This is a genomic window from Dongia rigui, assembly GCF_034044635.1.
GTDB lineage: Bacteria > Pseudomonadota > Alphaproteobacteria > Dongiales > Dongiaceae > Dongia > Dongia rigui.
In genome coordinates this window covers 1,858,274-1,881,101 of the sequence record NZ_JAXCLX010000001.1, presented here as the reverse complement: position 1 = coordinate 1,881,101, position 22,828 = coordinate 1,858,274, and the positions used below count along the sequence as shown (strand labels likewise).

The 22,828-nt window shown below is 61.3% G+C and carries 18 protein-coding genes; 10 read left to right on the top strand and 8 right to left on the bottom strand.

What is annotated here, in order from left to right; all coding sequences use genetic code 11:
- The first annotated feature begins 193 nt into the window (after window positions 1–193).
- The 4 genes from rpe to purH all read left to right on the top strand — a co-directional run bounded on the left by rpe (window position 194) and on the right by purH (window position 5,640).
- Complete coding sequence (rpe, locus tag SMD31_RS08790; RefSeq protein WP_320500438.1) at window positions 194–868, top strand: ribulose-phosphate 3-epimerase; 675 nt, start codon at window positions 194–196, stop codon at window positions 866–868.
- A gap of 17 nt (window positions 869–885) precedes the next feature.
- A complete protein-coding gene (locus tag SMD31_RS08785) occupies window positions 886–2,616 on the top strand; it encodes a heparinase II/III family protein (RefSeq protein WP_320500437.1) in 1,731 nt (576 codons plus the stop codon).
- A 196-nt stretch (window positions 2,617–2,812) separates the two neighbouring features.
- Window positions 2,813–3,772, top strand: coding sequence for a helix-turn-helix transcriptional regulator (locus SMD31_RS08780; protein WP_320500436.1), 960 nt, complete (start codon window positions 2,813–2,815; stop codon window positions 3,770–3,772).
- 275 nt (window positions 3,773–4,047) lie between these two features.
- Complete coding sequence (gene purH / locus SMD31_RS08775; RefSeq protein WP_320500435.1) at window positions 4,048–5,640, top strand: bifunctional phosphoribosylaminoimidazolecarboxamide formyltransferase/IMP cyclohydrolase; 1,593 nt, start codon at window positions 4,048–4,050, stop codon at window positions 5,638–5,640.
- 121 nt (window positions 5,641–5,761) lie between these two features.
- On the opposite strand, the gene SMD31_RS08770 is transcribed toward purH, so the two are convergent.
- Window positions 5,762–7,213, bottom strand: coding sequence for an aminotransferase (locus tag SMD31_RS08770; protein WP_320500434.1), 1,452 nt, complete (start codon window positions 7,211–7,213; stop codon window positions 5,762–5,764).
- Between the two features lie 92 nt (window positions 7,214–7,305).
- Between SMD31_RS08770 and SMD31_RS08765 the strand changes: the two genes are divergently transcribed.
- Complete coding sequence (locus tag SMD31_RS08765; RefSeq protein WP_320500433.1) at window positions 7,306–7,950, top strand: TetR/AcrR family transcriptional regulator; 645 nt, start codon at window positions 7,306–7,308, stop codon at window positions 7,948–7,950.
- Window positions 7,951–8,133: 183 nt separating this feature from the next.
- On the opposite strand, the gene SMD31_RS08760 is transcribed toward SMD31_RS08765, so the two are convergent.
- A complete protein-coding gene (locus SMD31_RS08760) occupies window positions 8,134–8,709 on the bottom strand; it encodes an NUDIX domain-containing protein (protein WP_320500432.1) in 576 nt (191 codons plus the stop codon).
- A gap of 110 nt (window positions 8,710–8,819) precedes the next feature.
- On the opposite strand from SMD31_RS08760, the gene SMD31_RS08755 reads away from it, so the two are divergent.
- Window positions 8,820–11,930, top strand: coding sequence for a phosphorylase family protein (locus tag SMD31_RS08755; RefSeq protein WP_320501019.1), 3,111 nt, complete (start codon window positions 8,820–8,822; stop codon window positions 11,928–11,930).
- Window positions 11,931–11,936: 6 nt separating this feature from the next.
- Here SMD31_RS08755 and SMD31_RS08750 read toward each other — a convergent pair whose 3' ends face one another.
- From SMD31_RS08750 to SMD31_RS08735, 4 genes are all read right to left on the bottom strand, one after another.
- Window positions 11,937–12,995, bottom strand: a complete 1,059-nt coding sequence (locus SMD31_RS08750; protein WP_320500431.1) for a dipeptidase — start codon at window positions 12,993–12,995, stop codon at window positions 11,937–11,939.
- 275 nt (window positions 12,996–13,270) lie between these two features.
- Window positions 13,271–15,109 (bottom strand): ABC transporter ATP-binding protein, encoded by a 1,839-nt coding sequence (locus SMD31_RS08745; RefSeq protein ID WP_320500430.1) that lies wholly within the window; start codon window positions 15,107–15,109, stop codon window positions 13,271–13,273.
- A 495-nt stretch (window positions 15,110–15,604) separates the two neighbouring features.
- On the bottom strand, window positions 15,605–17,194 hold the full coding sequence (locus SMD31_RS08740; RefSeq protein ID WP_320500429.1) for an ABC transporter substrate-binding protein: 1,590 nt from the start codon (window positions 17,192–17,194) through the stop codon (window positions 15,605–15,607).
- 89 nt (window positions 17,195–17,283) lie between these two features.
- Window positions 17,284–18,114 carry a hypothetical protein gene (locus SMD31_RS08735; protein WP_320500428.1) on the bottom strand — a complete coding sequence of 277 codons (831 nt, stop codon included), beginning with the start codon at window positions 18,112–18,114 and terminating at the stop codon, window positions 17,284–17,286.
- 132 nt (window positions 18,115–18,246) lie between these two features.
- Between SMD31_RS08735 and SMD31_RS08730 the strand changes: the two genes are divergently transcribed.
- Entirely contained in the window at window positions 18,247–19,428 is a 1,182-nt protein-coding gene (locus SMD31_RS08730; protein ID WP_320500427.1) for an amidohydrolase family protein, read from the top strand.
- Between the two features lie 7 nt (window positions 19,429–19,435).
- On the opposite strand, the gene htpX is transcribed toward SMD31_RS08730, so the two are convergent.
- Window positions 19,436–20,377, bottom strand: a complete 942-nt coding sequence (gene htpX / locus SMD31_RS08725) for a zinc metalloprotease HtpX (protein ID WP_320500426.1) — start codon at window positions 20,375–20,377, stop codon at window positions 19,436–19,438.
- A gap of 116 nt (window positions 20,378–20,493) precedes the next feature.
- On the opposite strand from htpX, the gene SMD31_RS08720 reads away from it, so the two are divergent.
- Genes SMD31_RS08720 through SMD31_RS08710 form a run of 3 tightly spaced genes read left to right on the top strand, consistent with a single transcriptional unit; the run spans window position 20,494 to window position 21,869 of the window.
- Window positions 20,494–20,652 (top strand): succinate dehydrogenase assembly factor 4, encoded by a 159-nt coding sequence (locus SMD31_RS08720; RefSeq protein WP_320500425.1) that lies wholly within the window; start codon window positions 20,494–20,496, stop codon window positions 20,650–20,652.
- A gap of 60 nt (window positions 20,653–20,712) precedes the next feature.
- Window positions 20,713–21,672 (top strand): DUF1223 domain-containing protein, encoded by a 960-nt coding sequence (locus SMD31_RS08715; protein WP_320500424.1) that lies wholly within the window; start codon window positions 20,713–20,715, stop codon window positions 21,670–21,672.
- Window positions 21,669–21,869, top strand: a complete 201-nt coding sequence (locus SMD31_RS08710; protein ID WP_320500423.1) for a DUF1653 domain-containing protein — start codon at window positions 21,669–21,671, stop codon at window positions 21,867–21,869. Before SMD31_RS08715 ends, SMD31_RS08710 begins: the two co-directional genes overlap by 4 nt.
- A gap of 130 nt (window positions 21,870–21,999) precedes the next feature.
- Here the strand turns inward: SMD31_RS08710 and SMD31_RS08705 are convergent, their stop codons facing one another.
- Window positions 22,000–22,818: a lysophospholipid acyltransferase family protein gene (locus SMD31_RS08705; RefSeq protein ID WP_320500422.1), complete on the bottom strand. Its 819-nt coding sequence runs from the start codon at window positions 22,816–22,818 to the stop codon at window positions 22,000–22,002.
- Window positions 22,819–22,828 lie beyond the last annotated feature (10 nt).

Sequence of the window (22,828 nt, the reverse complement as noted above, 5' to 3'; positions counted from 1 at the left end):
CGGGCCCTGTCGGCGCATGCCGACATGCGTCGGCGGGGACCCGGGGATCCACTGTTTGCCGGAAAGAGTGGATGCCCGGGTCAAGCCCGGGCATGACGGGTTTGAAGTGCGCGGGGGACGACGTCTGGTGATGAAAACGCCCGGCCCCACCTCTCCTTGATCGCGGCGCGGGGCGGATGCTAGTTAGGCTGCCATGCAGCAGAAAACCAAAATCGCCCCCTCTATCCTGTCGGCCGATTTCGCCCAATTGGGGGCGGAAGTGGCCGCCATCGCCGCCGCCGGGGCCGATTATGTCCATGTCGATGTCATGGACGGCCATTTTGTGCCCAACATCACCATCGGCCCGGGCGTCCTCAAGGCCTTGAAGCCGCACGCCAAGATCCCCTTCGACGTGCATCTGATGATCGCCCCGGTCGATCCCTTCGTGGCCGAATTCGCGGCCGCGGGGGCCGATATCATCACCTTTCATCCGGAAGCCGGCGCCCATCCGCACCGCACCGTTCAGCTCATCAAATCGCTTGGCAAAAAAGCGGGCGTCTCGCTCAATCCCGCCACATCGATCGACGTCCTCGATTACCTGCTGCCCGATCTCGACCTCGTCCTGGTGATGAGCGTCAACCCGGGCTTCGGTGGCCAGGCCTTCATCCCCTCGGCGCTGGAGAAGATTGCCGAGATCCGCCGCCGCATCGACAAGGTAAGCGTCGCGCAGAACGGCCGCGTCATCGACCTCGAAGTCGATGGCGGCATCAATGCCGAGACCGCCCGCCAGGCTGTGGCGGCCGGTGCCGATGTTTTGGTGGCTGGCACCGCGACCTTCAAGGGTGGCCCCGCAGCCTATGCCGGCAATATTGCCGGCCTGAAAACCTGAAACCGGGCCCGGCGGCGATGGCCGAGGGCAGCGGCATCGATCCCAAAAAAACCGGCCAGCGGCGCGGTAACCAGCGGCCGAAGCTGGTGGCGCCGCGCCTGCAGACCTTCTTCTCGCTGCCCGGCAACCTCATCTGGCAACGCTGCAAGCGGCGCCTGATGCAGCCGGTCTATGAGAGCAGCCTCTACCACATGACCTTGGGCAAGCGGTCGGCGGGCGATCTGCAATTGCCTTCCCCTGAGCCCTGGCCGGGCGACGCGCAGGCCGGCCTGCTGCTGCTCAGCGACGAATTCCGCTTCGCCGGCGAGGTGGTACGGGCGCCAAAGCCCCTCGGCAACCCGATGGGGATGAGCGAGGGCTGGCGCGAGATCGTCAATTCCTTCGCCTGGCTCAACGATCTCCGGGCCGTGGGCGGGCCATCGGCGCGCAGCCTCGGCAAGGCGCTGATCATGCGCTGGCTGGATGAGAACGAGCGCTATGACGCGTTCGCCTGGCGGGCCGATATCCTGGCGGCGCGCATCCGCAACATCCTCTTGAACCACAGCTATCTCGAGGTGAACAGCGACGCGCTGTTCCGCTCGCAGCTCCTCCTCTCGCTCTCGCGCCAGGCAGAGCATCTCTCCCGTGCGCTGCCCGACGGTCTTGCCGGGGCGGCGCATGTGAAGGCCATCATCAGCCTGATGCTGGCAGGCCTCATCCTGCCCCGGGGCGAGAAATGGCTGATGAAGGGCCAGGCGCTGCTGGGGCCGACATTGGCGGCACAAATTCTTGCCGATGGCGGCCATGTCGAACGTTCGCCGCAGGTGATGCTGGAACTGCTGCAGCACCTCATCGATCTGCGCGATACCTTCGCACTCGCCGGCACCAAGCTGCCCGACGGTCTTTCCATGGCCATCAACAACCTGGGGTCGGTCCTCCTGATGTTGAGCCATGGCGATGCCATGCTGGCTGGGTTCAACGACACGCCGGAACTGGATCCGCTGCATGTCGTGCAGCTGTTCCAGCGCGCCGGCGACAAGCTGCGCCCGCTCAATCAGCTGCCGCTCACCGGTTTCCAGCGCCTCGATCGCGGCAAGACGGTCGTCATCATGGATTGCGGCGCACCGCCGCGTCATGGCCTGGATGCCCATGCCCATGCCGGGACACTCTCCTTCGAGCTCTCTTTCGATGACGAGCGCATGTTCGTCAATTGCGGCGCCCATCCTTGGAGCAAGGAATGGGGCCAGGTGCAGCGCACGACCGCGGCGCATTCGACGCTGGTTGTCGACAACACCAATTCGGCGATGCTACTGCCCCATGGCGGCATGGCGCTGAGGCCCCAGGTTGTCACCTGCCGGCGCGAAGAGACGGATGGGCAGATCTGGCTCGATACCTCTCATGACGGCTATGAGGAAGGCTTCGGCCTGGTGCATCGGCGCAAGCTCTACCTCTCGCTCGATGGCCACGACTTCATGGGCGAAGAGCATCTGGTGGGACCGGGTGGCAACGCCTACGCTTTGCGCTTCCATCTCCACCCGCAGGTCAGCGTCTCGGTGACGCAGAACGGCCAGGCAGCCCTCATCAAGATGCCCAAAGGCTCCGGCTGGCGCCTACGTGTCGATGGTGCCGAGCTGGCCCTCGCCGAAAGTGTCCATATCGGCCAGAACGGCCAGGTGCGGCGGTCGCAGCAGATCGTCGTCATCGGCACGATCGAGCGCGATCAGACGGAAATCCGCTGGCTGCTGCAGCGTGAAGGCGGCAAGAAATAGCCGCCGGTTCGGCATTGCCGACCCTTCTAGGTGCTGCAACCTAATACCCAGATTGTCTATTTGATCCACGGACAACCATTATGGTGCGATCCGTAAAGGTTGCGCAGCCGCTCATGGTCTGCACGCTTGACAATAATGCCTGCCGCCATAATGAGTCGCGACTGGGGATGCGCCGGTCATTGAGGGAAATGGCGGAATGGCGTTGGAATTCCAGAGCATCGACACGCGTAACTTGCCGGAGGGTCACCGGCTCAATCATCTGCACGACTTCCTGGCGCGCGAATTGATGGGCATCGACATCAGCCCTCGCACCAACGAAGTCGGCTTTACCGTCACCGTCAACGCGCTGGTCTTGCCCGGCATCCGCATTGTCGAGGGCATCTCCGATCCGCTGACCTGCGCGCGCAGCAAGGCGATGCTGGCCGACGGCCAGAACGATTTCATCCTTGATGTCATGTCGGCCCCCGTGCAGCTGACGCTGGAGAACCGCTGGCAGGTCGAGGTGCGCGCCGGTGACGGCCTGCTCTATCCGCTCGACCGGCCCTGGCGCATGGTGCACGACCGGGCCGATGTGCGTTGCCTGCGTCTCGCGCGGGCGTTGCTCGCCGCGCATATTCCCGATCTCGATTCCGTGCCGTTGCGGGTGCTGCGGCCCGAGGACGGCCTCCTCGGCCTGCTGATGGGCTATGCCGAGCTGGTCTATAAGGGCGGGACGGCGCAGGACCCGGTCCTCGCCGCGGCAATGTCGCGCCATCTGGTGGAGCTTGCCGTCCATGCCTTCGGGAAGGATGCGGCGCGGCCGCTGGCGCCGGAAACACGGCAGACCGTGGCCGCCATGCGGCTCGACCTCTTCAAGGCCGATATCGAGCGTTCGCTTGCCGATCATGGCTTCGACATCGCCCGCCTTGCCCGGCGCCACAAGGTGACACCCCGTTATATCCAGATGCTGTTTGCCGATTCCGGCACGACCTTCACCGATTTCCTGCGCCAGCAGCGCCTGGCGCTGGCCTATCGGCTGCTGGTCGACCCGGCACAGGCCACGCGCAATGTGGCCGACCTCGCTTTTGCCGCCGGCTTCAATGATCTCTCCCATTTTAACCGGGTCTTCCGCCGCCGTTTTGGCGCAACACCACGTGAAATCCGCACCACATGTTGAATTAACGCCCGCAATTTCGCAAATCGCCCATATTCTTCGCCCGAGTCCAAGACGCGCGGTTCTCCTTTCGCTAGGTTTCGCATCGAAAGCCGTTCTCTCGGATTTCCGCGAACTGGAAGCGGTCCGGCCGTCCCCTGGGCCGCCTCCCGTACCGTCGCCTGCCGGTCCTTTAAGGGGGTCGGCAGGCGCATCGGTCGCCCCCAAAATCGCTGCTTGCCACCCCTTGTCCCGCCCGTTAAGCCCTGCGGCATTCGCCAGCCAGTCGGGAATCCATCATGCCGCATCAGAACCGCCCCATCCGCCGCGCCCTCATTTCGGTGTCCGACAAGGCGGGGCTGGAGGATCTGGGCCGGTACCTCTCTGGGAAGGGCGTCGAAATCCTCTCGACCGGCGGCTCGGCCAAGGCGCTCTCAAGCGCCGGCATCAAGGTCACCGAAGTGGCGGCCCATACCGGTTTCCCGGAGATCATGGACGGGCGGGTGAAGACCCTCCACCCCAAGATCCATGGCGGGTTGCTGGCGCGCCGCGACAGCGCCGAGCACCAAGCGGCGCAGAAGACCCACGACATCCCCGACATCGACCTACTGGTGGTCAATCTCTATCCCTTTGCCAAGACCGTGGCGGGCGGCGGCTCCTGGGACGATTGCATCGAGAACATCGATATCGGCGGCCCGGCCATGCTGCGCGGTGCTGCGAAGAACCATGACTTCGTCAGCGTCGTCACCGATCCCGCCGATTACGGCAAGCTCATCGCCGAGATGGATGCACAAGGCGGCGGCACGTCGCTCGCCTTCCGCCGCGCGCTTGCCCGCAAGGCCTATGCCCATACCGCAGCCTATGACGGCGCCATCGCGCAGTGGATGAGCGAGCAGGCGGCCGAACCGCTCCCCGAATCGATCAGCGTGTCGGGCACCCGCGTGCAGATGCTGCGCTATGGCGAGAACCCGCACCAGCAGGCGGCGTTCTATCGCGCCGGCCCCGCGCGCCCCGGTGTCGCCACCGCGACACAGCTCCAGGGCAAGGAGCTCTCCTACAACAACCTCAACGACACCGACGCCGCCTTCGAATTGGTGGCCGAATTTGATAGGCCGGCGATCGCCATCATCAAGCACGCGAACCCGTGCGGCGTCGCCAGCGTCGATGATGCGAGCAAGATGGCGGATGCTTACGCGAAGGCCCTGGCCTGCGATCCGGTATCGGCCTTCGGCGGCATCATCGCATTGAACCGCCCGCTCGACGCCGCGACCGCGACCGAGATCGTGAAGCTCTTTGCCGAGGTCGTCATCGCGCCGAAGATTTCGGATGAAGCGAAGGCCGTGCTGGGGGCGAAGCCCAATGTGCGCGTGCTGGAAACCGGCGCCATGCCGGATCCGACCGCAAAGGGCCTGATCGTGAAGTCACTCTCCGGCGGGCTGCTGGTGCAGGACCGCGATTTCGGCCACGTCACCGAAAGCGAGCTCAAGGTCGTCACCAAGCGCGCACCGTCAGCAAAGGAGATCGCCGATCTGCTCTTTGCGTTCCGTGTGGCCAAGCATGTGAAGTCGAACGCCATCGTCTATGCTAAGAACGGCGCCACGGTCGGCATCGGTGCCGGCCAGATGAGCCGCGTCGATTCATCCCGCATCGCGGCGTGGAAGGCGGATGAGGCGGCGAAGGCCGCCGGCTCACATGAGAGCTTCGCCAAAGGCTCGGTGGTGGCGTCGGACGCGTTCTTCCCCTTCGCCGATGGTTTGCTGGCGGCAGCCTCTGCTGGTGCCACCGCGGTCATTCAGCCCGGCGGCTCGATGCGCGATGCCGACATCATCAAGGCGGCGGATGATGCCGGCCTTGCCATGGTGCTGACCGGCATGCGGCATTTCCGGCACTAAGGCAGACCCCTCACCCCAACCCTCTCCCCGCTTACGCGGGGCGAGGGAGTTGTTGCCGAGTTCTGCCTTAAGCCCCTCGCCCCGCTTGCGGGGAGAGGGGTTGGGGTGAGGGGTATCTTGCTTACCCCTTGTAATGCCCTTCGGCTTTGAGATCGGCCATTGTGGCCTCGATGCCCTGGCGGAGAAGCGAGACGAGTTCATCCACCTCTTCCTTGCTGAGGGTGAGGGGCGGGGAGATGACGTTCAAGGCGCCGAGCGGCCGCACGATGAGGCCGAGCTTCTCGCAATGGTCCGAGATGCGCTTGCCGATATTGACCGCGTCGGGGAAGTGTTCGCGCGTCGTCTTGTCCATGACGTTCTCGACGCACATCATGAACTTGTGGCCGCGCACATTGCCGACGATGGGGAGTTCGAGGAGCGTGTTCAACTGCTGCTCCAGATACGGCCCCATCTTCTGCACATGGCCGTTCAGATCCTCGCGCTCCATCAACGCGATGTTGGCAAGGCCCGCCGCACAGGCGACCGGATGGCCGGAATAGGTATAGCCATTGGTGAACCAGCCATCGGGATCCTCGGCCGACATCGCCTCATAGACGCGGTCAGAGAAGATCACCGCACCCAGCGGCTGATAGCCGGAGGTGAGGCCCTTCGCCGTGACGATCATGTCGGGGACGATGCCGAACACGGCCTCGCTGGCGAAGAAATGGCCGAGGCGACCAAACGCCGTCACGACTTCATCCGACACATAAAGGATGTCGTGGCGATGGCAGACCTCCAGCGAGCGCTTGTGATAGCCCTTCGGCGGCACGATGACGCCGCCGGCACCCATCACGGGTTCGGCAAAGAAGACGGCGATGTTGTCAGGGCCGACTTCCAGGATCTTCGCTTCCAATTCCTCGATCAAGTAATCGCAGAACTGTTCCTCCGTCATCCCCTTGCCGACGCCATTGGGTAGCACTTCATGCGCGCGGTAGAAATTGGGCGAGGAGACGTGGTGCACCAGATCATCGACGAAATGGAGATAAGGCGAGCGGTCGGCGGGCCTCCCCGTGATCGAGCCGGTGAGATAGGTGCTGCCATGATAGGCGTCGATGCGGCTGATGATCTGCTTCTTCGACTTCTTGCCGCGCTTGGCGTGATAATAATGCGCGATGCGCACGGCGGTGTCGTTGGCGGTCGACCCGCCGCAGGTGAAGAAGACCTTGTTGAGATCGCCGGGTGCGAGGGAGGCGAGCTTGGCCGCCAATTCCGCCGCCGGCACGTTGGTGGTGTCGACGAAGGGGTTGTAGAACGCCATGCGCAAGGCCTGGGCCGAGATCGCCTCGGCAATCTCACGCCTGCCATAGCCGATGTTCACACACCACAGCCCGCCGATGCCGTCCAGATACCGCTTGCCGGAGAGGTCATAGACATAGGCCCCTTCCGCGCGGCCCATCACCAGCGAGCCGTCCTTTTTGAAGCTGTCGAAATGGGTCCAGGGATGGACGAAATGGTCCTTGTCCTTCTGCCAGATATCCTTCGGATCCACTTGATCCAGGCTGGCGATGGCAAGATGTTGACCCTGCGTACCCATGATGATTCTCCCTCGGCCCACGAACGGGCTATTATTGAAGTCGGAAAAATATTATAGTCACTTCAAAATTACAGTCAATCAAGGAAACCCCGATGGCCGAAGGCGGCTTGCGCGAACGCCAAAAAGAGAAGCGAAAACAAGCGATTATGGTGGCGGCGGCGAAGCTCTTCCAAGCGCAAGGCTTCAACGCGGCCTCGATGGAAGACATCGCGGCAGCTGCCGAGCTCTCGGTCGGCACGGTCTATAACTACTTCAAGTCGAAGGCCGAGATCGGCCTTGCCATCTACCAGGCCGACCGCGATTTGGTGCAGGCGGCGACATCCAAGGTCATCGACAACCCGCCCGCCGATCCAGTCGACGCCATCTGCCGCATGATGGAAACCGATTTCGAGACTGAGATCGGCTATCTCGACCGCGCCGTCTGGTCGGCGCTGTTCGGTGCGTCCTTCACCGACCAGTCGAGCCTATCGACCGCCTTCGTCTCGGACGAGCTGATGCGCGTCGACCAGTTCCGGAAACTCCTCGGCGTCCTCAAAGCACGCGGCAAGATCGGCGCCGAGGCCGACATCGACGCCGCGGCCGAAATGCTGGGCGCTCTCAATCTCTGGTACTTCATGCGCTGGCTGGCGGGCCTCCGTGCCGGCGCCGACAACGCCGAAAGCGGCATCCTCGACGCCGAAGCGAAGGCAACTTTACGCCGCCACGTCGCCCAGCTGATGCAGGGGATGCGGGTTTAGGGCCCACTCCACCCGTCATCCCCGCGAAAGCGGGGATCCCTGGGTGTGACGGCGACACCCCCTCACCCCAACCCTCTCCCCGCTATCGCGGGGCGAGGGAGTTCCGGCCGAGCCTGGCGTCTTGCCCCTCGCCCCGCTTGCGGGGAGAGGGTTGGGGTGAGGGGTTTCTGAAGCGACGGGCCTTTACCCCATCACGCCATTCAGCGCCGCATACTGCAGCAGCATCACCGTCTTCGCATCACAGATGCGCCCGTCCTTCACCTGGGCCAGCGCTTGCGTCAAGGTCATCTCGATCACCTCGATATCCTCGCCCTCATGTGCCAGGCCCCCGCCATCGCCGGTGCGCATCTCGGGCGTGTATTCGGCGATGAAGAAGGTCAGGCGCTCGGTGACCGACCCCGGGCTCATGAAGCATTCAAACACCCGCGTCGGGTTGGTGACGGTGACACCGCATTCCTCCGCCGCCTCCTTGACGATCGCCGTCTCCGGATCATGCTCATCCAGCAACCCCGCGCATACTTCAATGAGCGGCTCAGGATGCCCATTCACATAGGCCGGAAAGCGAAACTGCCGCGTCAGCAGCACGGTCTTGCGCTTGGGGTCATAGAGCAGAATGCAACACCCATTCCCCCGATCATACGTCTCCCGCGTCGTCGTCACCCAAGACCCGTCGCGGCGCTGAATCTCGAAGGTGGTTTTCTTGAGGAGATAGTAGTCGTCGGATAGAACGCGGGAGTCTTTGATGCGGATTACCGTCATTGCTTTCACTCGCCGTTAATTTAAGATAGCATTACAATATGGTGTTTCTTCTTTAAAGAGAGGCTGCTTTGGGTGCTTCTGCAAGAGGTGTGGATCGCGCATACGTGGATATGCTCGTCGTCATCCCACTCGAGGAAGAGCTACTGCAATTTCAGCAGGCCTTCGGAGTGCTTGAGGATATGTGTACAAGCACGACCGTGCGATATCGCTTTTCAACACCGTCCGAGGAGCTCAAATGCATAGTCATACTGCAGGAGGAGATGGGAAAGAGTTCTGCAATTCATGCTGTAGAGAGCTTTCTTGCAGAATATGAGGTCGGTCTAATTGTTTGCTTGGGAATCGCGGGAAGTGTTTCTGCCGATTTGGGCTTGGGCGACGTTTGCTACTCCGGTAGCATTATTGACGTCTACGACAATAATAAAGCGCTCGATACCACCCACGGAACTATCGATATAGAGTTCTCACCGACGAACTATCAAACGCCGCGTAATCTAACAGCAGCTTTCAATATGGTGCGGACGCGTCCAGCGCTTCAGGGAAGTTATGCAGAGTGGCGTAAAGACCAAAAGCAGGCTTTTAAATCCATATGTGCCGATCTTGCACTCGATCTCGACGTAACCGATTTAGTGCAAGAAACGAAAGCACTAAACGGGATTGTAGCATGTGGGGTCGTAAGCAAGAGTTCCGCTTACAACGCGAAGCTCCGGTCTGTAAATCGCAAAGTACTAGCAATAGATACTGAATCGGGAGGCATCTTCCATGTCGCGGGATCTCACGAGATACCGGCAGTAACAATTCGGGGAATTTCGGACCGAGCAGACGGAGACAAATCCGCTTTAGAAGAGCGAACTAAAGGTGCAGTCAGAAAAATTGCAGCCTTGAATGCTGCTACTTTTCTAAAGCTCCAATTTCTAAATCCACAGTTCAAGAACTTCCTTGCAGATCGGCGAAGCTTTAAGGGAGCCAACGGGCAGATTGTCAGCCTTTCCCTCTCGTCTGATCAAGACGAGATTACTTCTCTAGTAGTTCGATCTGGTCAGTTGATTGATGAGAAGCTCCGGGAATTGTGTCCCGAAATTCGCCTTCAGCCTAAAGGATACCACCTCCCCACGCCACGAATGCGTCAATACGATTTCGCAAGTGGAGTCGGAGAAGAGTTAGAGTCTGACCCAGTCGATGTTTGCGACGCCTTGCGCGATCGCCAGGTGATTTTGATCAACATTCCGAGGACGTATCCCGACCAAAGCATAGCCTGGGTCATCGCCGATGATGTATTGGCGACAGTCATTGAAGATTTGCAGGCATTGCCAATAGTGATCGACGGAGAGTCTTTGCGGCCACCAAGCCGCGGCCTGATCGAGCTGGCCCAACGCGAAAGAATAGATCTAAGGCCCGATTTATCGGCGAAGATAGTTTTTATAGTCGATAACTTACCCTTCGCTTCGAAGAGCAATCTTGCATTCTTAATCGACCAGATAAAGGTATTTCCAAATTCAAAGTTTGTTTTTCTGTCACGCGTTGATGCAAATCTTGTTCGCGAAAGCGAATTTCTAGATTCCGTTCCAGCGGACACATTCGAGCTGTGTAAGATTTCGTTTGAAGAAATAGCGAATTTTCTCGAGAAGAATTTCGCGATGTCCGGATCCGAAGCCGGAGTAGTCGCCTTACGGCTTCACGAGACGTTCGATCAATTTGATCTCTCTGCACATCCAACATATTTCGCTGGAATCCCACGTGAGACTCTAGCCGCGCTACTTCAAGCAAATCGCCGCTCAGAACTTATACAGCTTGCTGTGGACGGATTCCTGTCGTTCGTGGTTGCAGATGATCCTTCAAATATCAATCTAAGCCGTACAACGCGCTCACGGTTCCTAAAGAAGTTAGCGGTATCTATTAATGTTCAGAAAATGAACTTTGGCCAAGAAGAGCTAGTCGGGTACACGAGAGAATTTGCGACGGCTTTCGATTTCAATATTAATCCACTAGTCTTCATCTCAGCATTCGTACAAAAGGGCATCCTTCACTTTGAAGGTGATAGAATTGCTTTCACATTACCCTTTATCGAGAGATACCTTCTGGCCCTGTCGCTATTAGATGACGAAGCTCTTGCCCTAAAATACTTCAACTTTGACGACCCAGACTTTGATTTTCCCACGTTCGACATCTATGCCGAAATAGGGGCGTCATCGAAAATAGTCGACAAGCTCAGGCAGCGCATTGCTCACTGCGCGAACCAATTGAGGCCGTCGCAAGCTGAGAAGCACATTCTGCTTTCCGATAGCGTCTTGCCGACAATGATGGGTAAGCCAGAGAGGCTACACTCTCTGCAAACTCGTCTTCGAAAAGCGATAGAAAATGTCCAGTCCAACAGGGACGATAAAAAGGAAAAGCAACGTCTCCTGGATATCTCCGACAAGATTCGTCGGCAGGCCTCCAAGAAAGCTAGAAGTTCGTCGGGAGACGCTAAGAAAACTCGCGACCAAGAGGTCGAGAGCTTGGAAGCAGCTGTTCAGATATGGAATCTCGGGACTGTCCTGTTGGGATCAGGAGCAGAGCATCTGAATGCGGAAACCAAACAGGAATTGGCGAGAGAGTTGATCGAATTTGCGACCACAATAATGCACTCCTGGACGCGTTTGAGAGCGGCAACAAATTTCGCAGAAGTTAAAGCTGAGCTTACCAAGGACTCTTTTGTCAGAGAGTTCATCGACAACAATGGCTCGAAACAATCGTTCGAGGAGACTAGAACGCTAATTGCTAGCTTAGTCGATGTCTTGGAGTACGGCTATTTATGTGAGCCGTTTAGACGGGTGGTCCATTCGCTATGCGAAGGCGCGCGGCATAAGGTTCTGGCAACTAGCGTAGAGAAAGCCAAAGTAGATTCGCTAATGGAAAGGGTAGTGCATGGCTCTTGGTTAGCGGATATCGACACTAGGCGGGGTCTAACGCTACTACGCGAGACAGTGAAGTCCCTTCCAAACTTGCCTTTCCTTAGGATTAATCTAGCCAATCATCTTTTGACTCGAGTGTACTGGAGTCAGTGGAGAGCTGAAGATCGTCTTGCCCTGCTTGACCTCGCAAATGAAACTATACAGCCAATTAAGGTCTCCGATGATCTTCGAGCTGGCAGCCTATCCTTCAATAAGACAAAATTGGCACGGATCATTAATCCGGGCTCCAAAAAGAAACGAAAGCGGACCAGAAAGCGGAAGACCAAGTAAAATCAATCAACTCCAGCACGCCTCCGCAACGCGCATGAAGTTGCCGCCCATGATGGCGGCCACATCCGCGTCCTTGTAGCCGTGCTTCAACAGCCCCGCCGCGATATCCGGCAATCGTTCGGGCGAGACGAAGCGCACGGTTGAGAAGTCGAAATCGACGCCTTGGACCTTGGGCCACCACAAAGCCGGGTCTTCGCCTTCGGGGAGGTCGCTGTGGTCCTGGTCGAAGGAATAGTCGATGCCGATGCCGACATGCGCCACGCCGATCTTTTCCACCATGTAATCGATATGGCGGATGATGGTGTCGGTGTCGATATCGGCGCCTAAGAACGGGCCGATGCCGGTGACGCAGACCATGCCGCCGGTTTCGGCGGCGCGTTTCATCTGCACGTCATCGATGTTGCGTGGGTGATCGCACAGGGCCTTCGCGTTGCTATGGCTGAAGACCACGGGCTTCGATGACACTTCCATCACGTCGAGGCTGGTCTGGCGCGCGGAGTGCGAGCAATCCATGGTGATGCCCACCCGGTTGCATTCCTTCACCACCTCGCGGCCCAGATCGGTGAGGCCCTGATTCTTGCCGAAGCAGCCGCCGGCGATATTGTTGTCGCGGTTATAGGCGAGATGCATCTGCCGCACGCCGAGATCGCGATAGACGCCCAGCATGGCGAGATCGTCCTCGATCATGGCCGAGCCCTCAAGGTCGAAGGCGACGGCAAGCTTCCCCTCGCGCTTGGCGCGGCGCACGTCGTCGAGCGTGTCGACCATGATGTAATGGTCGCTGTGCTTGCCGATCCAGTCACGGAAACCGGCGATGACGCGGATGCATTGCGCGAGCGGATTGAAATCCATGCCGACATTGACCGAGACGAAAGTGGCGCCGGCGGCGCGGTGCCGCTCCAACGCACTGCAATCGTAATTGGGGAGGAGCGGCAGGCAGGCATGGGCGTCCCAGATGATGCCGTCCTTGAACACCTGCGGCCAATCGCTTTTCGGCAACAAAGGTTCCGTTGCTTGCGTGCCCTTAGGCGCGAGAGTCGTCTGCGTCGTCACCGGCTTATTCATATTGGCAGCTCCAATCTTGCGTGCCGGCATCATAGCGGGGGTGTGGGCGAGGAGAAAGGTCAGCATGGGTGGGTTGCGCTCGTTGGATGGGTTTCTTCAGTCGCTCCCCCTCTCCCTAACCCTCCCCCACGTTGGGGGGAGGGAACTCCAGCGGGGTGAGTTCGGGCAGAGGAGCAAACTGGGTAGAACCCCCTCCCCCCGCCCGCCGACGAATGTCGGCATTCGCCGACGGTGGGGGAGGGTGGGGGAGAGGGGGTGGTTGGGCTGAGTCGGCTCTACGCCGCCTCGGTCTCGTCCTCGTCGATCAGTCCCAGCACCTGGCGGTCGAAGAGGCGGCGGTAGATGCCGGTCTCGTTGCCGATGAGGGTGGCGTGGCTGCCTTCCTCGACCACGCGGCCGCGGTCGAAGATGAGGATGCGCTCGAGGGCCCGGACCGTGGAGAGGCGGTGGGCGATGACGATGGCCGTGCGGCCTTCGATCAACCGCGCCGTCGCTTCCTGAATGAGATGCTCAGATTCCGAATCGAGACTCGAGGTCGCCTCATCGAGGATCAGGATCGGCGCATCGGCCAGGAACGCCCGCGCCAATGCGACACGCTGCCGCTCGCCGCCTGAGAGCTTCACCCCGCGCTCGCCGACAAGGGTCTGATAGCCCTTGGGCAAACGCTCGATGAAGTCATGGGCGTTGGCCAGACGCGCCGCCTGTTCGATCTCGGCCAGCGTGGCACCGGGCTTCGCATAGGCGATGTTCTCGGCAAGCGACCGGTGGAACAGGATCGGCTCCTGCTGCACCAGGGCAATCTGCGAGCGGAGACTCGATTGCTGCGCCAGCGCCACATTCTGCCCGTCGATGCGGATCTCACCCTTCTGGATGTCGTAGAGCCGCTGCACCAGCTTGACGAAGGTCGTCTTGCCCGATCCGGAGAGGCCCACAAGCCCCACCTTCTCGCCCGCTTTGATGGTGAGCGAGAAGTTCTCATAGAGCGGTGTGGCGTGACCCGCATAGTGGAAGGTCACGTCGTCGAACACGATCTCGCCCTTTGTGATGGCGATCGGCCGCGCCCAATGGCTGTCCTTGACGCCGAAGGGTGTCGCGTTGATCTCCACCAGTTCCTCCATATCGTTGACCGAACGCTGCAGGTCGCGGATGTAGAAGCCGATATCAAAGAGATAGCCGTGGATGACCAGATAGGCGGTCAGCACATAGACCACCTCGCCAGGTGTCGCGCGGCCTTGCCACCACAGCATCAAGGCCATGCCGATGATGCTGACACGGAACAGCAGCAGCATCGTCGCCTGGATCGTGCCGTTATGCGTCATGCGCATCCAGGAGCGGCGGCTGCGGCGCTGCCATTTGGCGATGACCTTGCCAAGGAGCGCGTCCTCGCGCGCCTCGGCGCCGAAGCTTTTCACCACGGCGTTGCAGGTGATGGAATCGGCCAAGGCGCCACCCATCTTCGTGTCCCACTGGTTGGAAAGCGATGCCGCCGGCCCCACGAATTTCAGCGACAGCGTCACCACCATGGCGACGTAGAAGACCGATCCCATCAGCACGGCCAGGCCCATCAGCGGCCAATGCCAGGCGAGCAAGGCGCTCGATCCCACCAGCACGACGAAGGCTGGGAAGAGCGCCAGCAGCACCGTGTCGTTGAGCGTATCCATCGCCCACATGCCGCGCGTGATCTTGCGCACGGTCGATCCGGCGAAGGTGTTGGCATGCCAGTCGGTGGCAAAACGCTGCACGCGCCAGAAGCTGTCGGCCACCATCCGCGACATGATGCGTAAGGAAAGGCGCACGATGCCGAGGAAGCCGAGGAAGCGGAAGGCGACGGCGACGATGCCAAGCCCGACGATGCTGGCGAGTGCCGTTATCGCATTGTCGAGCGAAGCCTGGTCGCGCGTCTCGCTCACCGCATCGATGAGATGGCCCGCGAAGACGGGGATGGCGATATCCATCAACGTCGCCGCCATCATGGCGCCGGCGGTCCACAACGCGCGCAGCCATTCACGCCGCCAATAGATGGCGGTGAACGCTGCCACCGCGGCAAAAGCGCTGCGTTTGCGGGGTTTCTCATGGGTCGCCGCCGGTGCGGGCGACAGGGCAAGGTCGGTCATGGTTTTGTCGGCAAGCTCTGCGCTCACCGCCTCTTATTTGTTTCCGGAAGGAAAGCGACGGGGGCGATGCGGAATCGCGGGCGCTTGAGCGCGGCGGCGATGGACCGGATGCAAAACCCCGAAACGCGATGGTTCCGGCTATATCAAACGCAAATTGGGAATGGAGAAGGCACAGGCCGTCTGACGGCCTGTGCGTCGGTGCTGGGACCTAGTGGAAGGACCGCATCGACGACAGGCCGGGAATGGCGTCTTGGAGCATGTATGTCATGCAAGCCTCCCGGCGTGTTGGGTTGAGGCGCACACTGTAACGCGCCTGCGACATTTTGGCAAGAGGGCGCGCGCGCGATGCGTGTGGGGAGTGCAAGAGCTCGTACGCTATCACTCTCTAAAGTGCGTCATGCCCGGGCTTGACCCGGGCATCCACTCTCGAAAGCGGCACCAGTGGATCCCCGGGTCAAGCCCGGGGATGACGGCATCAAATGCGACCATTCCAATTTAAGCAAACCACCAGCGTTCGAAGATATAGCCGCCGTCATGGTCGTAATTCGAATTGAGATCGCCGTGCGCCACCTTGTCGGAATGGGCCGAGGTGAAGTTGTTGAACATCAAGACCATGATGCCGCCATCGTCATGGAGGATCTGCTGCATTTCCTTGTACATGGCGGCGCGCGACGGCTCGTCGGTTTCGGCGCGGGCCTTGAGCAGAAGCTCGTTGAAACGGTCGTTCTTCCAGAAGGTGTCGTTCCAGGCGGCGTCCGCCGCATAGGCCGTGGTGAACATCCAATCGGCCGTGGGCCGGCCGCTCCAATAGGAGAAGCACCAGGGCTTCTTCATCCACACTGCGTCCCAATAGCCGTCATTGGCTTCCTTGATGACGTTGATGTCGATGCCGACCTTGGCGGCCGAATCCTTCATCAGCACAGCGGCATCGACGGCGCCGGCAAAGGCCGCGTCCGAGGCCGAGAGATCGACCGAGAGGGATGAGAGACCGGCTTTTTTGAGATGGAACTTCGCCTTGTCCGGATCATAGGAAAAGACCGGTTCGGGCTGGGTCGCGAATTTGATCGAGGGGGCGAGCGGGTTGTCATTCCCCGGCGTGCCGTGGCCGAGCAGCACCTTCTTCACGATCTCCTCGCGGTCGATCGCCCATTTCAGCGCCAGGCGCACATCGACATTGTCGAAGGGCTTGGCGCGCACATCCATCGGCGCCACGTAATGCGAGAAGCCGGTGATGTCGGTGATCTTGAGGCCGGGATTGCGCTGCAGCAGGCCCAGCGTCTTCAGATCGACGCGGTCGATGTAATCGACGTCACCCGTGATGAGGGCGTTCTGCCGCGCCGCCACGTCGACGATGGAGAGAATCTCGATCTCGTCGAAATAGGGACCGTCCTTGTGGAAATTCGGATGCCGCTTGCCGGTGAATTTGACGCCCGGCTGGTAATTCTCCATCACGAAGGGGCCGGTGCCAATGCCCGATTTCCAATCGATGCCGCCGCCATCGAGCGCGGCGAAGATCGGCAGGTGGTAATCGGTGGTGATATAGGGGAAATCGGCGCTGCCGGCCTTCAGGGTGAAGACCACCGTCTCGTCGCCATCGGCCTTGATGTCGGTGATGTCGGCCAAAGCGGGCTTGGCACCCGATTTCGAATTCTCGTCGCGGTGATAGTTATAGGTCGCCACCACGTCGGCGGCCTTCAGTGACCGGCCGTTATGGAATTCGACGCCCTTCTTCAGCTTGAAGACCCAGGTCTTGGCGCCGTCCGACGGCTCGAAGCTTTCCGCGAGATCGGGGATGACATTGTTCTTCTGGTCGATGCCGGTCAGGCAGGAGCCCAGCACGAAGCCGACATCCGCTGAAAAGGCATTGGCCCAGGTCGCGGGATCGAGACTGTCCGAGGTCTGGCCATGGCCGAGACCGGCGCGGAACTTGCCGCCTTTCTTCGGCTCGGCACGGGCGGCATTGGCAAAGAGCGTCTCGGCAGCCGTCACGGTGATACCGGCCGCCAGCGCCATCTGGATGAAATCGCGCCGGCCCATGCGGCCGCGGCCGGCCAGGGATTGCATCGTCTTGAGATCCATCGCCATCGCTTAAGCCCCTTTCGATCGCCATCTTTCCGGGAATGATCCGCCAGCGACGTTAACTTCTATGGCAATGGGCGCTCAACGTTTTTAATTCAAACACCTGGCGCCGGCAGGGCGGGGGCCAGCACCGTCATGCCGGGGAGGTGATGGCGCGCGGCATCGCGCAGGCGAGCCGGGTCGCCAAGCGTCGCCAGCCACAGCACGCCCTGGCGGCGTTGGCGCTTCACCGCATGGCGCGACATGGCCTCGGGCGAATCCTCGGCGATCACGACCGCCGGGGTGATGCCCCGCTCAGCCAGGACGGCAAGGGCGATCTGGGCCATCTCGCCCTTGCCATAAAGAACGATCTCGGCCCCCGCATACTGTGCGAGATAGCTCTCGAAGCTGGCCCGCAGGTAACGATAAAGCCGCAATTGTTCATGGGCATAGGCCTGGGTCAGGTCGCTGAGCTGGGCTTCTCCGACAGCGGTGAGGACATATTGAAGCCCGCTGCCGAGGCCCGCGGGCCGGTCGAGCTTGGCCAGCGCCCCTTGCGCCGATGCCCTGGCGGTATAGGCGTTGACGACCGCCAGCGAGACGTCCAATGCCGCGCCCAAGCGCCGTTGCGAGAGCAGCGGATCGGCCCGGTAGGCCGACAGGATCCGCAAGGCCAGTTCCCGCTCCACATGGCGCTTTTCCTGCCGGATCTTGGGCAACCCCTCTGGCCGAAGCAGGGGCGGGTCAGGGGGCTGAGGGCACAGCGTTTCGAGAAAGGCCAGCGCCCAGGCCTTGGCGGGTTCGAGGTCATCCTGGCCGGTGCTTTTGACCAGCGGCCGGGCGTTTCCGGGGCGGCGGAAGGCCGCCTGCCAGAAGCGCGTCGGCCGATCGGCACGCTTGAACAGCCGCACCGCCCGCCCGGCGAGGAAGACCGAGGTCTCAGTCATGGGTGTGTGCAAGGTGTGTGCATGTGGGCGAGAATATCAGATCGGACATCCGCCGCAATCGGTCGAAGGCGTCTGGCAAGCGCGGTTGTCATCGATTAGAAACAAAGCAGAACAAGGGGAAAAGGGAGCGCCATGTCCGGGGATTTGCTGCTGCGCAGCGTTAGGCTGACGAACGGCGAAACGGCCGATATCGCCATCCGCGGCGGCCTGGTCGCAGCGATCGGTCGGGACCTTACCGGCGACCAGGTGATCGAGGGGCGGGGCAGGTTGGCACTGCCGGCCCTGGTCGAGGCCCATGCCCATTTCGACAAGACGCTCTGGGGGACGGGGTGGCCCAGCAACAGCGCCGGGCCGACGTTGCGGGACTATATCGACAATGAGCGGCGCATCTTGCGCGATGTCAGAACCCCCATTGCCGACCGGGCGGGGAAGCTCATTGAAACCTGCATCGCCAAGGGCTCGCTGCATTTCCGCTGCCATATCGACGTCGATCCGGAATTCGGCCTCAGCCATGTCGAAGCCATGATGCGCCTGCGCGAGAAGTACCGTGGCATCATCACCATGGATTTCGTCGTCTTCCCGCAGACCGGGATGCTGATCCGCCCCGGCACGGTGGAGATCATGGAAGCGGCGCTCAAAATGGGGGTCGAAAATGTCGGTGGGCTAGACCCCTGCGGCATCGACAACGACCCGGTCCGGCATCTCGAAACGGTGTTCGGCCTCGCCCGGAATTATGATCGCGGCGTTGATATCCATCTCCACGACAAGGGCGAGCTTGGCCTGTGGCAAATCGAGCGCATCGCCGATTTCACGGTAGCCTACGGGCGGCAGGGGCGCACCGTCATCAGCCATGCCTATTGCTTAGGACAGGCGACGTCGGCGCGGCTGGAGAAGATCGCGGCGCGTCTTGCCGATAACGGCATCAGCATCATGACCACGGCACCGGCCGATACGCCGGCCCCGCCCGTCCTCGACCTGCGTGCGGCCGGGGTCAATGTCTGCATGGGGTCGGATGGCATCCGCGATGCCTGGTCGCCCCTGGGCACCGGCGACATGCTGGACCGGGCCCTGTTCCTCTGCCTGCGTTTCGACCTCGCCAAGGATGCTGAACTGGCCGCGGCCTTCGATTGCGTGACGGAAGGCGGTGCCCGCGCCATCGGCCTCAAGGATTACGGGCCGGCCGTCGGGCATCCGGCAAATCTGGTGCTGGTCGAGGCGGGGAATGTCGGCATGGCCATCGCCGAACGCCGCAGCGACCGCACGGTCATCGCGCATGGACGGGTTGTGGCAGAAAACGGCGCATTCCTGGGGTAAGCGCGTCTCAGCTCCACGGACCCTTCGGGCGATTAACGGTCGGGATCGAGGAACGGCGGGTTGCCGGACGCGGTGCTGCCGTGGTGGCCGAGAAGCCCGTGGCGATGCCGCCTGATTCCATCGCCAGTAGCCGCTCGATGCGGTTGGCGGTGGCGGGATGGGTCGAGAACAGGCTGTCGCCGGCGCGCCCATGCAGCGGGTTGACGATGAAGAGATGTGCCGTCGCCGGATTGCCTTCCGCCACCTCATTGTCGATCACCTCGGCGCCATGGGCGATCTTGTTGAGGGCGCTGGCGAGGGCCCGCGGCTGGCCGCTGATTTCGGCGCCGACACGATCGGCTTCATATTCGCGCCCGCGCGAAATCGCCATCTGCACCAGCATGGCGGCGAGTGGGGCGAGGATCATGACCACCAGCGCGCCGATGCCCCCCAGCGGGCTGTTGCGCTCATCGCGACCGCCGGCCAAGCCGATGAACATCAGCGAATTTGCCAGCATGCCGATGGCGCCGGCGAGAACAGCGGTGATGGTCATGGTAAGCGAATCGCGGTTCTTCACATGGGCCAACTCATGCGCCATGACGCCGGCGATCTCATCGCGGTTCAACATGCGCAGCAAGCCTGTCGTCGCGGCGACCGCCGCATTCTCCGGGTTGCGGCCGGTGGCAAAGGCATTGGGCTGATCGTTGTCGATGATATAGACCTTTGGCATCGGCAGGCCGGCGCGGCGCGCCAGATCGGCCACGATGCCTTCCAGCGGATGTCCGTCCGCCGGCTGCGCGCGGTACATGCGCAGGACGATCTTGTCGGCGTTCCAATAGGCGAACAGGTTCATCACCAGCGCCAGGCCGAAGGCGAAGACCATGCCCGTCTGCCCGCCGATGACATAACCCACCGCCAGGAACAGGCCGGTCATGGCGGCCAGAAGCAAAGCGGTTCGCATATAGCCCATAGTGCCGATCACTCCTTGCGATACACGGTGTCTAAAACCATGAGCGCAAGATTGTTATCAGCACTTTCCGAATCAAGACCTTGACGGCGCCGGTCGACGCTCTATCGTCCTAAGTCATGACAAAGCCTGAAGAAAAACCAGCCGCACCAACGACCCCCAGTCCTGCCGAGGCTCCCAAGGCGAAGCCGACACCCAAAGAAGTCGGTGGCCCCACAGGCCCGGAGCCGACGCGCTATGGCGATTGGGAGCGGAACGGACGCGTCAGCGACTTTTAAAGCGATACCGGCACGGGAAAGTGAGTGGCCGAGGCATCCCCCAGGCCTTAATTTAACAACATGATGCCTCGCCCGATCATCACCGCGCTGCTGGCGCTCTTTCTGGCCCTGCCCGTCCTGGCGCCCCCGGCGCTGGCGCAGAGCAGCGAGGGCTATATCCAGCCCTTTTCCAGCCCGAACGGCGGTGGCGCCGGCTTCGGCTTCGCCCCCAATGGTGCGCCCGGCGGCAATGCCGTGCCGGAGCTCGGCCTGCCCGAGACCGCACCACCCACGACCCTGCCGAGTGCGCTGAACCCGGCCATGCCGGTAGCGCCGCTGCCCGGTCCGGTCCTGACGCCGATCTCGCTTGAGACGCCGCCGGCGCCGATCGTGGTCGAGTTCTTTACCTCGGAAGGCTGCGCCACCTGCCTCCCGGCCAGCGACTATCTCAGGGAGTTGGCACAGCGGCGCAATATCCTGCCGCTCTCCTTCCATGTCGATTACTGGGATTATACCGGCTGGCAGGACCGCTTCGCCGACCCCGCTTTCGCCGCCCGCCAGCGCGCCTATGCCGCGGCCCGAGGCAAATCCATGATGTATACGCCGCAGATGGTCATCGCCGGTGCCATCGAAAGTCTGGGCACCGATCGCAAGGCGGTGGAGAAGGGCTTGAAGAAAGCCGACCGCCGCCACGCCATGTATACGCTGGGCCTCTCGAAGGATCCCAGTGGCGGCATCCATCTCAATCTGCCGCAGGCGACACTGTCCGTGCCGGCCAGCCTCTGGCTCGTCACCTATGCGTATGAAGGGGTAACCGACATCCAGGCCGGCGAAAATCGTGGCAAACGCATGGTCTCGGCCAATGTCGTGCGATCTTTGCGCAAGGTCGGCAATTGGACCGGCATGGCCGAGGACCGCCTGATCACCCTCACCGCCGACGAGATCGCGCGCAAACCCGATGCCTGCGCCATCATCGCCAACGAGGCCGAATTCGGTCCCGTCGTTGCCGCAGCGGCCTGGGATTTCAAGGATCTGTGGTGAGCGATTTCAAGGCGACCCACCGCCACTATAAGGGCGGCCTCTATCAGAAACTCTTCGACGCCACGCATAGCGAGACGGAAGAGCTGCTGACCATTTACCTGACATCGGATGGGAGGCCTTTCGCGCGGCCGAAAGCGATGTTCGATGGCCTCACGGATGACGGCCAGAGGCGGTTCGCGCCGATTGAGGAAGGTTGATTTTTTCTCGTGGGTGGTCGGCATAGGCCGACCACCCACGAGTTTGCGTTTGTCGGATACTACTTCGCTTCATAGAAATTCGTGGATGGTACGCCTTCGCGTACCATGACGATGGGGGTACTGGCAGCGACTAGCCCAGCTTCCCATGCAGCGCATCAGCCACACCGCCGGAGACGCGGGCGTAGCAATGCTGGGTCAGTTCCTTGCGCGAGCGGAAGTCGGCGATGGTGATGGGGTCGTGGAATTCCACCACGACACGGGCAGGACCCAGCCGCGCGAAATTCCACAGATGGTCGCCCAAGGTCATGTCGCCATACCAGGCGAGATAGGCACGGTTGCCGTAACCCATCGGCAATGAATTGAGCTTGGTATAGGTGACGGAGACTGGTTGCACGACGAGCTTGCCGCCCTTGGCCTCGCGTTCGGCGACGCTGAGAAGGGCCGAGCGGAACGGCAGCACACGATTGCCGTCGTTCGAGGTGCCTTCCGGGAACAGAACCAAATTATCGCCCGCGTCGAGACGCTTCTGCAGATCGTCGCGCTGCCGATGCGTGGTGCCGCGGCGCCGGTCGACATAGACGGTGCGCTGCATCTTCGAAAGCCAGCCGAAGACCGGCCAGGATCCGACCTCGGTCTTGGCCACAAAGCTGCCCTCGATGAGCGAGCCCAGCACCGGGATGTCGAAATAGGAGCTGTGGTTGCTGACGAAAAGCGTCGGCGTGGCCGTTGACATGCGACCGCGGATTTCGACGTCGAGGCCGATGATGCGGCAGGTCAGGCGATGATAGAGGCGCGGCAGTAGATGTCGCCCCCGCACGCGCAGCAGCAGGAATAGGAGCTGAACCGGGCTCAGAGCCACTGTGACGCCGAGATAGCCGGCGAGACGCAAGGCACCCCAGAAACTGGACCCAGCGTCGAGTTCGAAATGCCGGGCCGGACGGCGAGGCATGGTTAGAACT

Coding starts and splice junctions, on each gene's coding strand:
- rpe (WP_320500438.1), top strand. CDS start 194: ATGCAGCAGAAAACCAAAATCGCCCCCTCTATCCTGTCGGCCGATTTC.
- SMD31_RS08785 (WP_320500437.1), top strand. CDS start 886: ATGGCCGAGGGCAGCGGCATCGATCCCAAAAAAACCGGCCAGCGGCGC.
- SMD31_RS08780 (WP_320500436.1), top strand. CDS start 2,813: ATGGCGTTGGAATTCCAGAGCATCGACACGCGTAACTTGCCGGAGGGT.
- purH (WP_320500435.1), top strand. CDS start 4,048: ATGCCGCATCAGAACCGCCCCATCCGCCGCGCCCTCATTTCGGTGTCC.
- SMD31_RS08770 (WP_320500434.1), bottom strand. CDS start 7,213: ATGGGTACGCAGGGTCAACATCTTGCCATCGCCAGCCTGGATCAAGTG.
- SMD31_RS08765 (WP_320500433.1), top strand. CDS start 7,306: ATGGCCGAAGGCGGCTTGCGCGAACGCCAAAAAGAGAAGCGAAAACAA.
- SMD31_RS08760 (WP_320500432.1), bottom strand. CDS start 8,709: ATGACGGTAATCCGCATCAAAGACTCCCGCGTTCTATCCGACGACTAC.
- SMD31_RS08755 (WP_320501019.1), top strand. CDS start 8,820: ATGCTCGTCGTCATCCCACTCGAGGAAGAGCTACTGCAATTTCAGCAG.
- SMD31_RS08750 (WP_320500431.1), bottom strand. CDS start 12,995: ATGAATAAGCCGGTGACGACGCAGACGACTCTCGCGCCTAAGGGCACG.
- SMD31_RS08745 (WP_320500430.1), bottom strand. CDS start 15,109: ATGACCGACCTTGCCCTGTCGCCCGCACCGGCGGCGACCCATGAGAAA.
- SMD31_RS08740 (WP_320500429.1), bottom strand. CDS start 17,194: ATGGCGATGGATCTCAAGACGATGCAATCCCTGGCCGGCCGCGGCCGC.
- SMD31_RS08735 (WP_320500428.1), bottom strand. CDS start 18,114: ATGACTGAGACCTCGGTCTTCCTCGCCGGGCGGGCGGTGCGGCTGTTC.
- SMD31_RS08730 (WP_320500427.1), top strand. CDS start 18,247: ATGTCCGGGGATTTGCTGCTGCGCAGCGTTAGGCTGACGAACGGCGAA.
- htpX (WP_320500426.1), bottom strand. CDS start 20,377: ATGGGCTATATGCGAACCGCTTTGCTTCTGGCCGCCATGACCGGCCTG.
- SMD31_RS08720 (WP_320500425.1), top strand. CDS start 20,494: ATGACAAAGCCTGAAGAAAAACCAGCCGCACCAACGACCCCCAGTCCT.
- SMD31_RS08715 (WP_320500424.1), top strand. CDS start 20,713: ATGATGCCTCGCCCGATCATCACCGCGCTGCTGGCGCTCTTTCTGGCC.
- SMD31_RS08705 (WP_320500422.1), bottom strand. CDS start 22,818: ATGCCTCGCCGTCCGGCCCGGCATTTCGAACTCGACGCTGGGTCCAGT.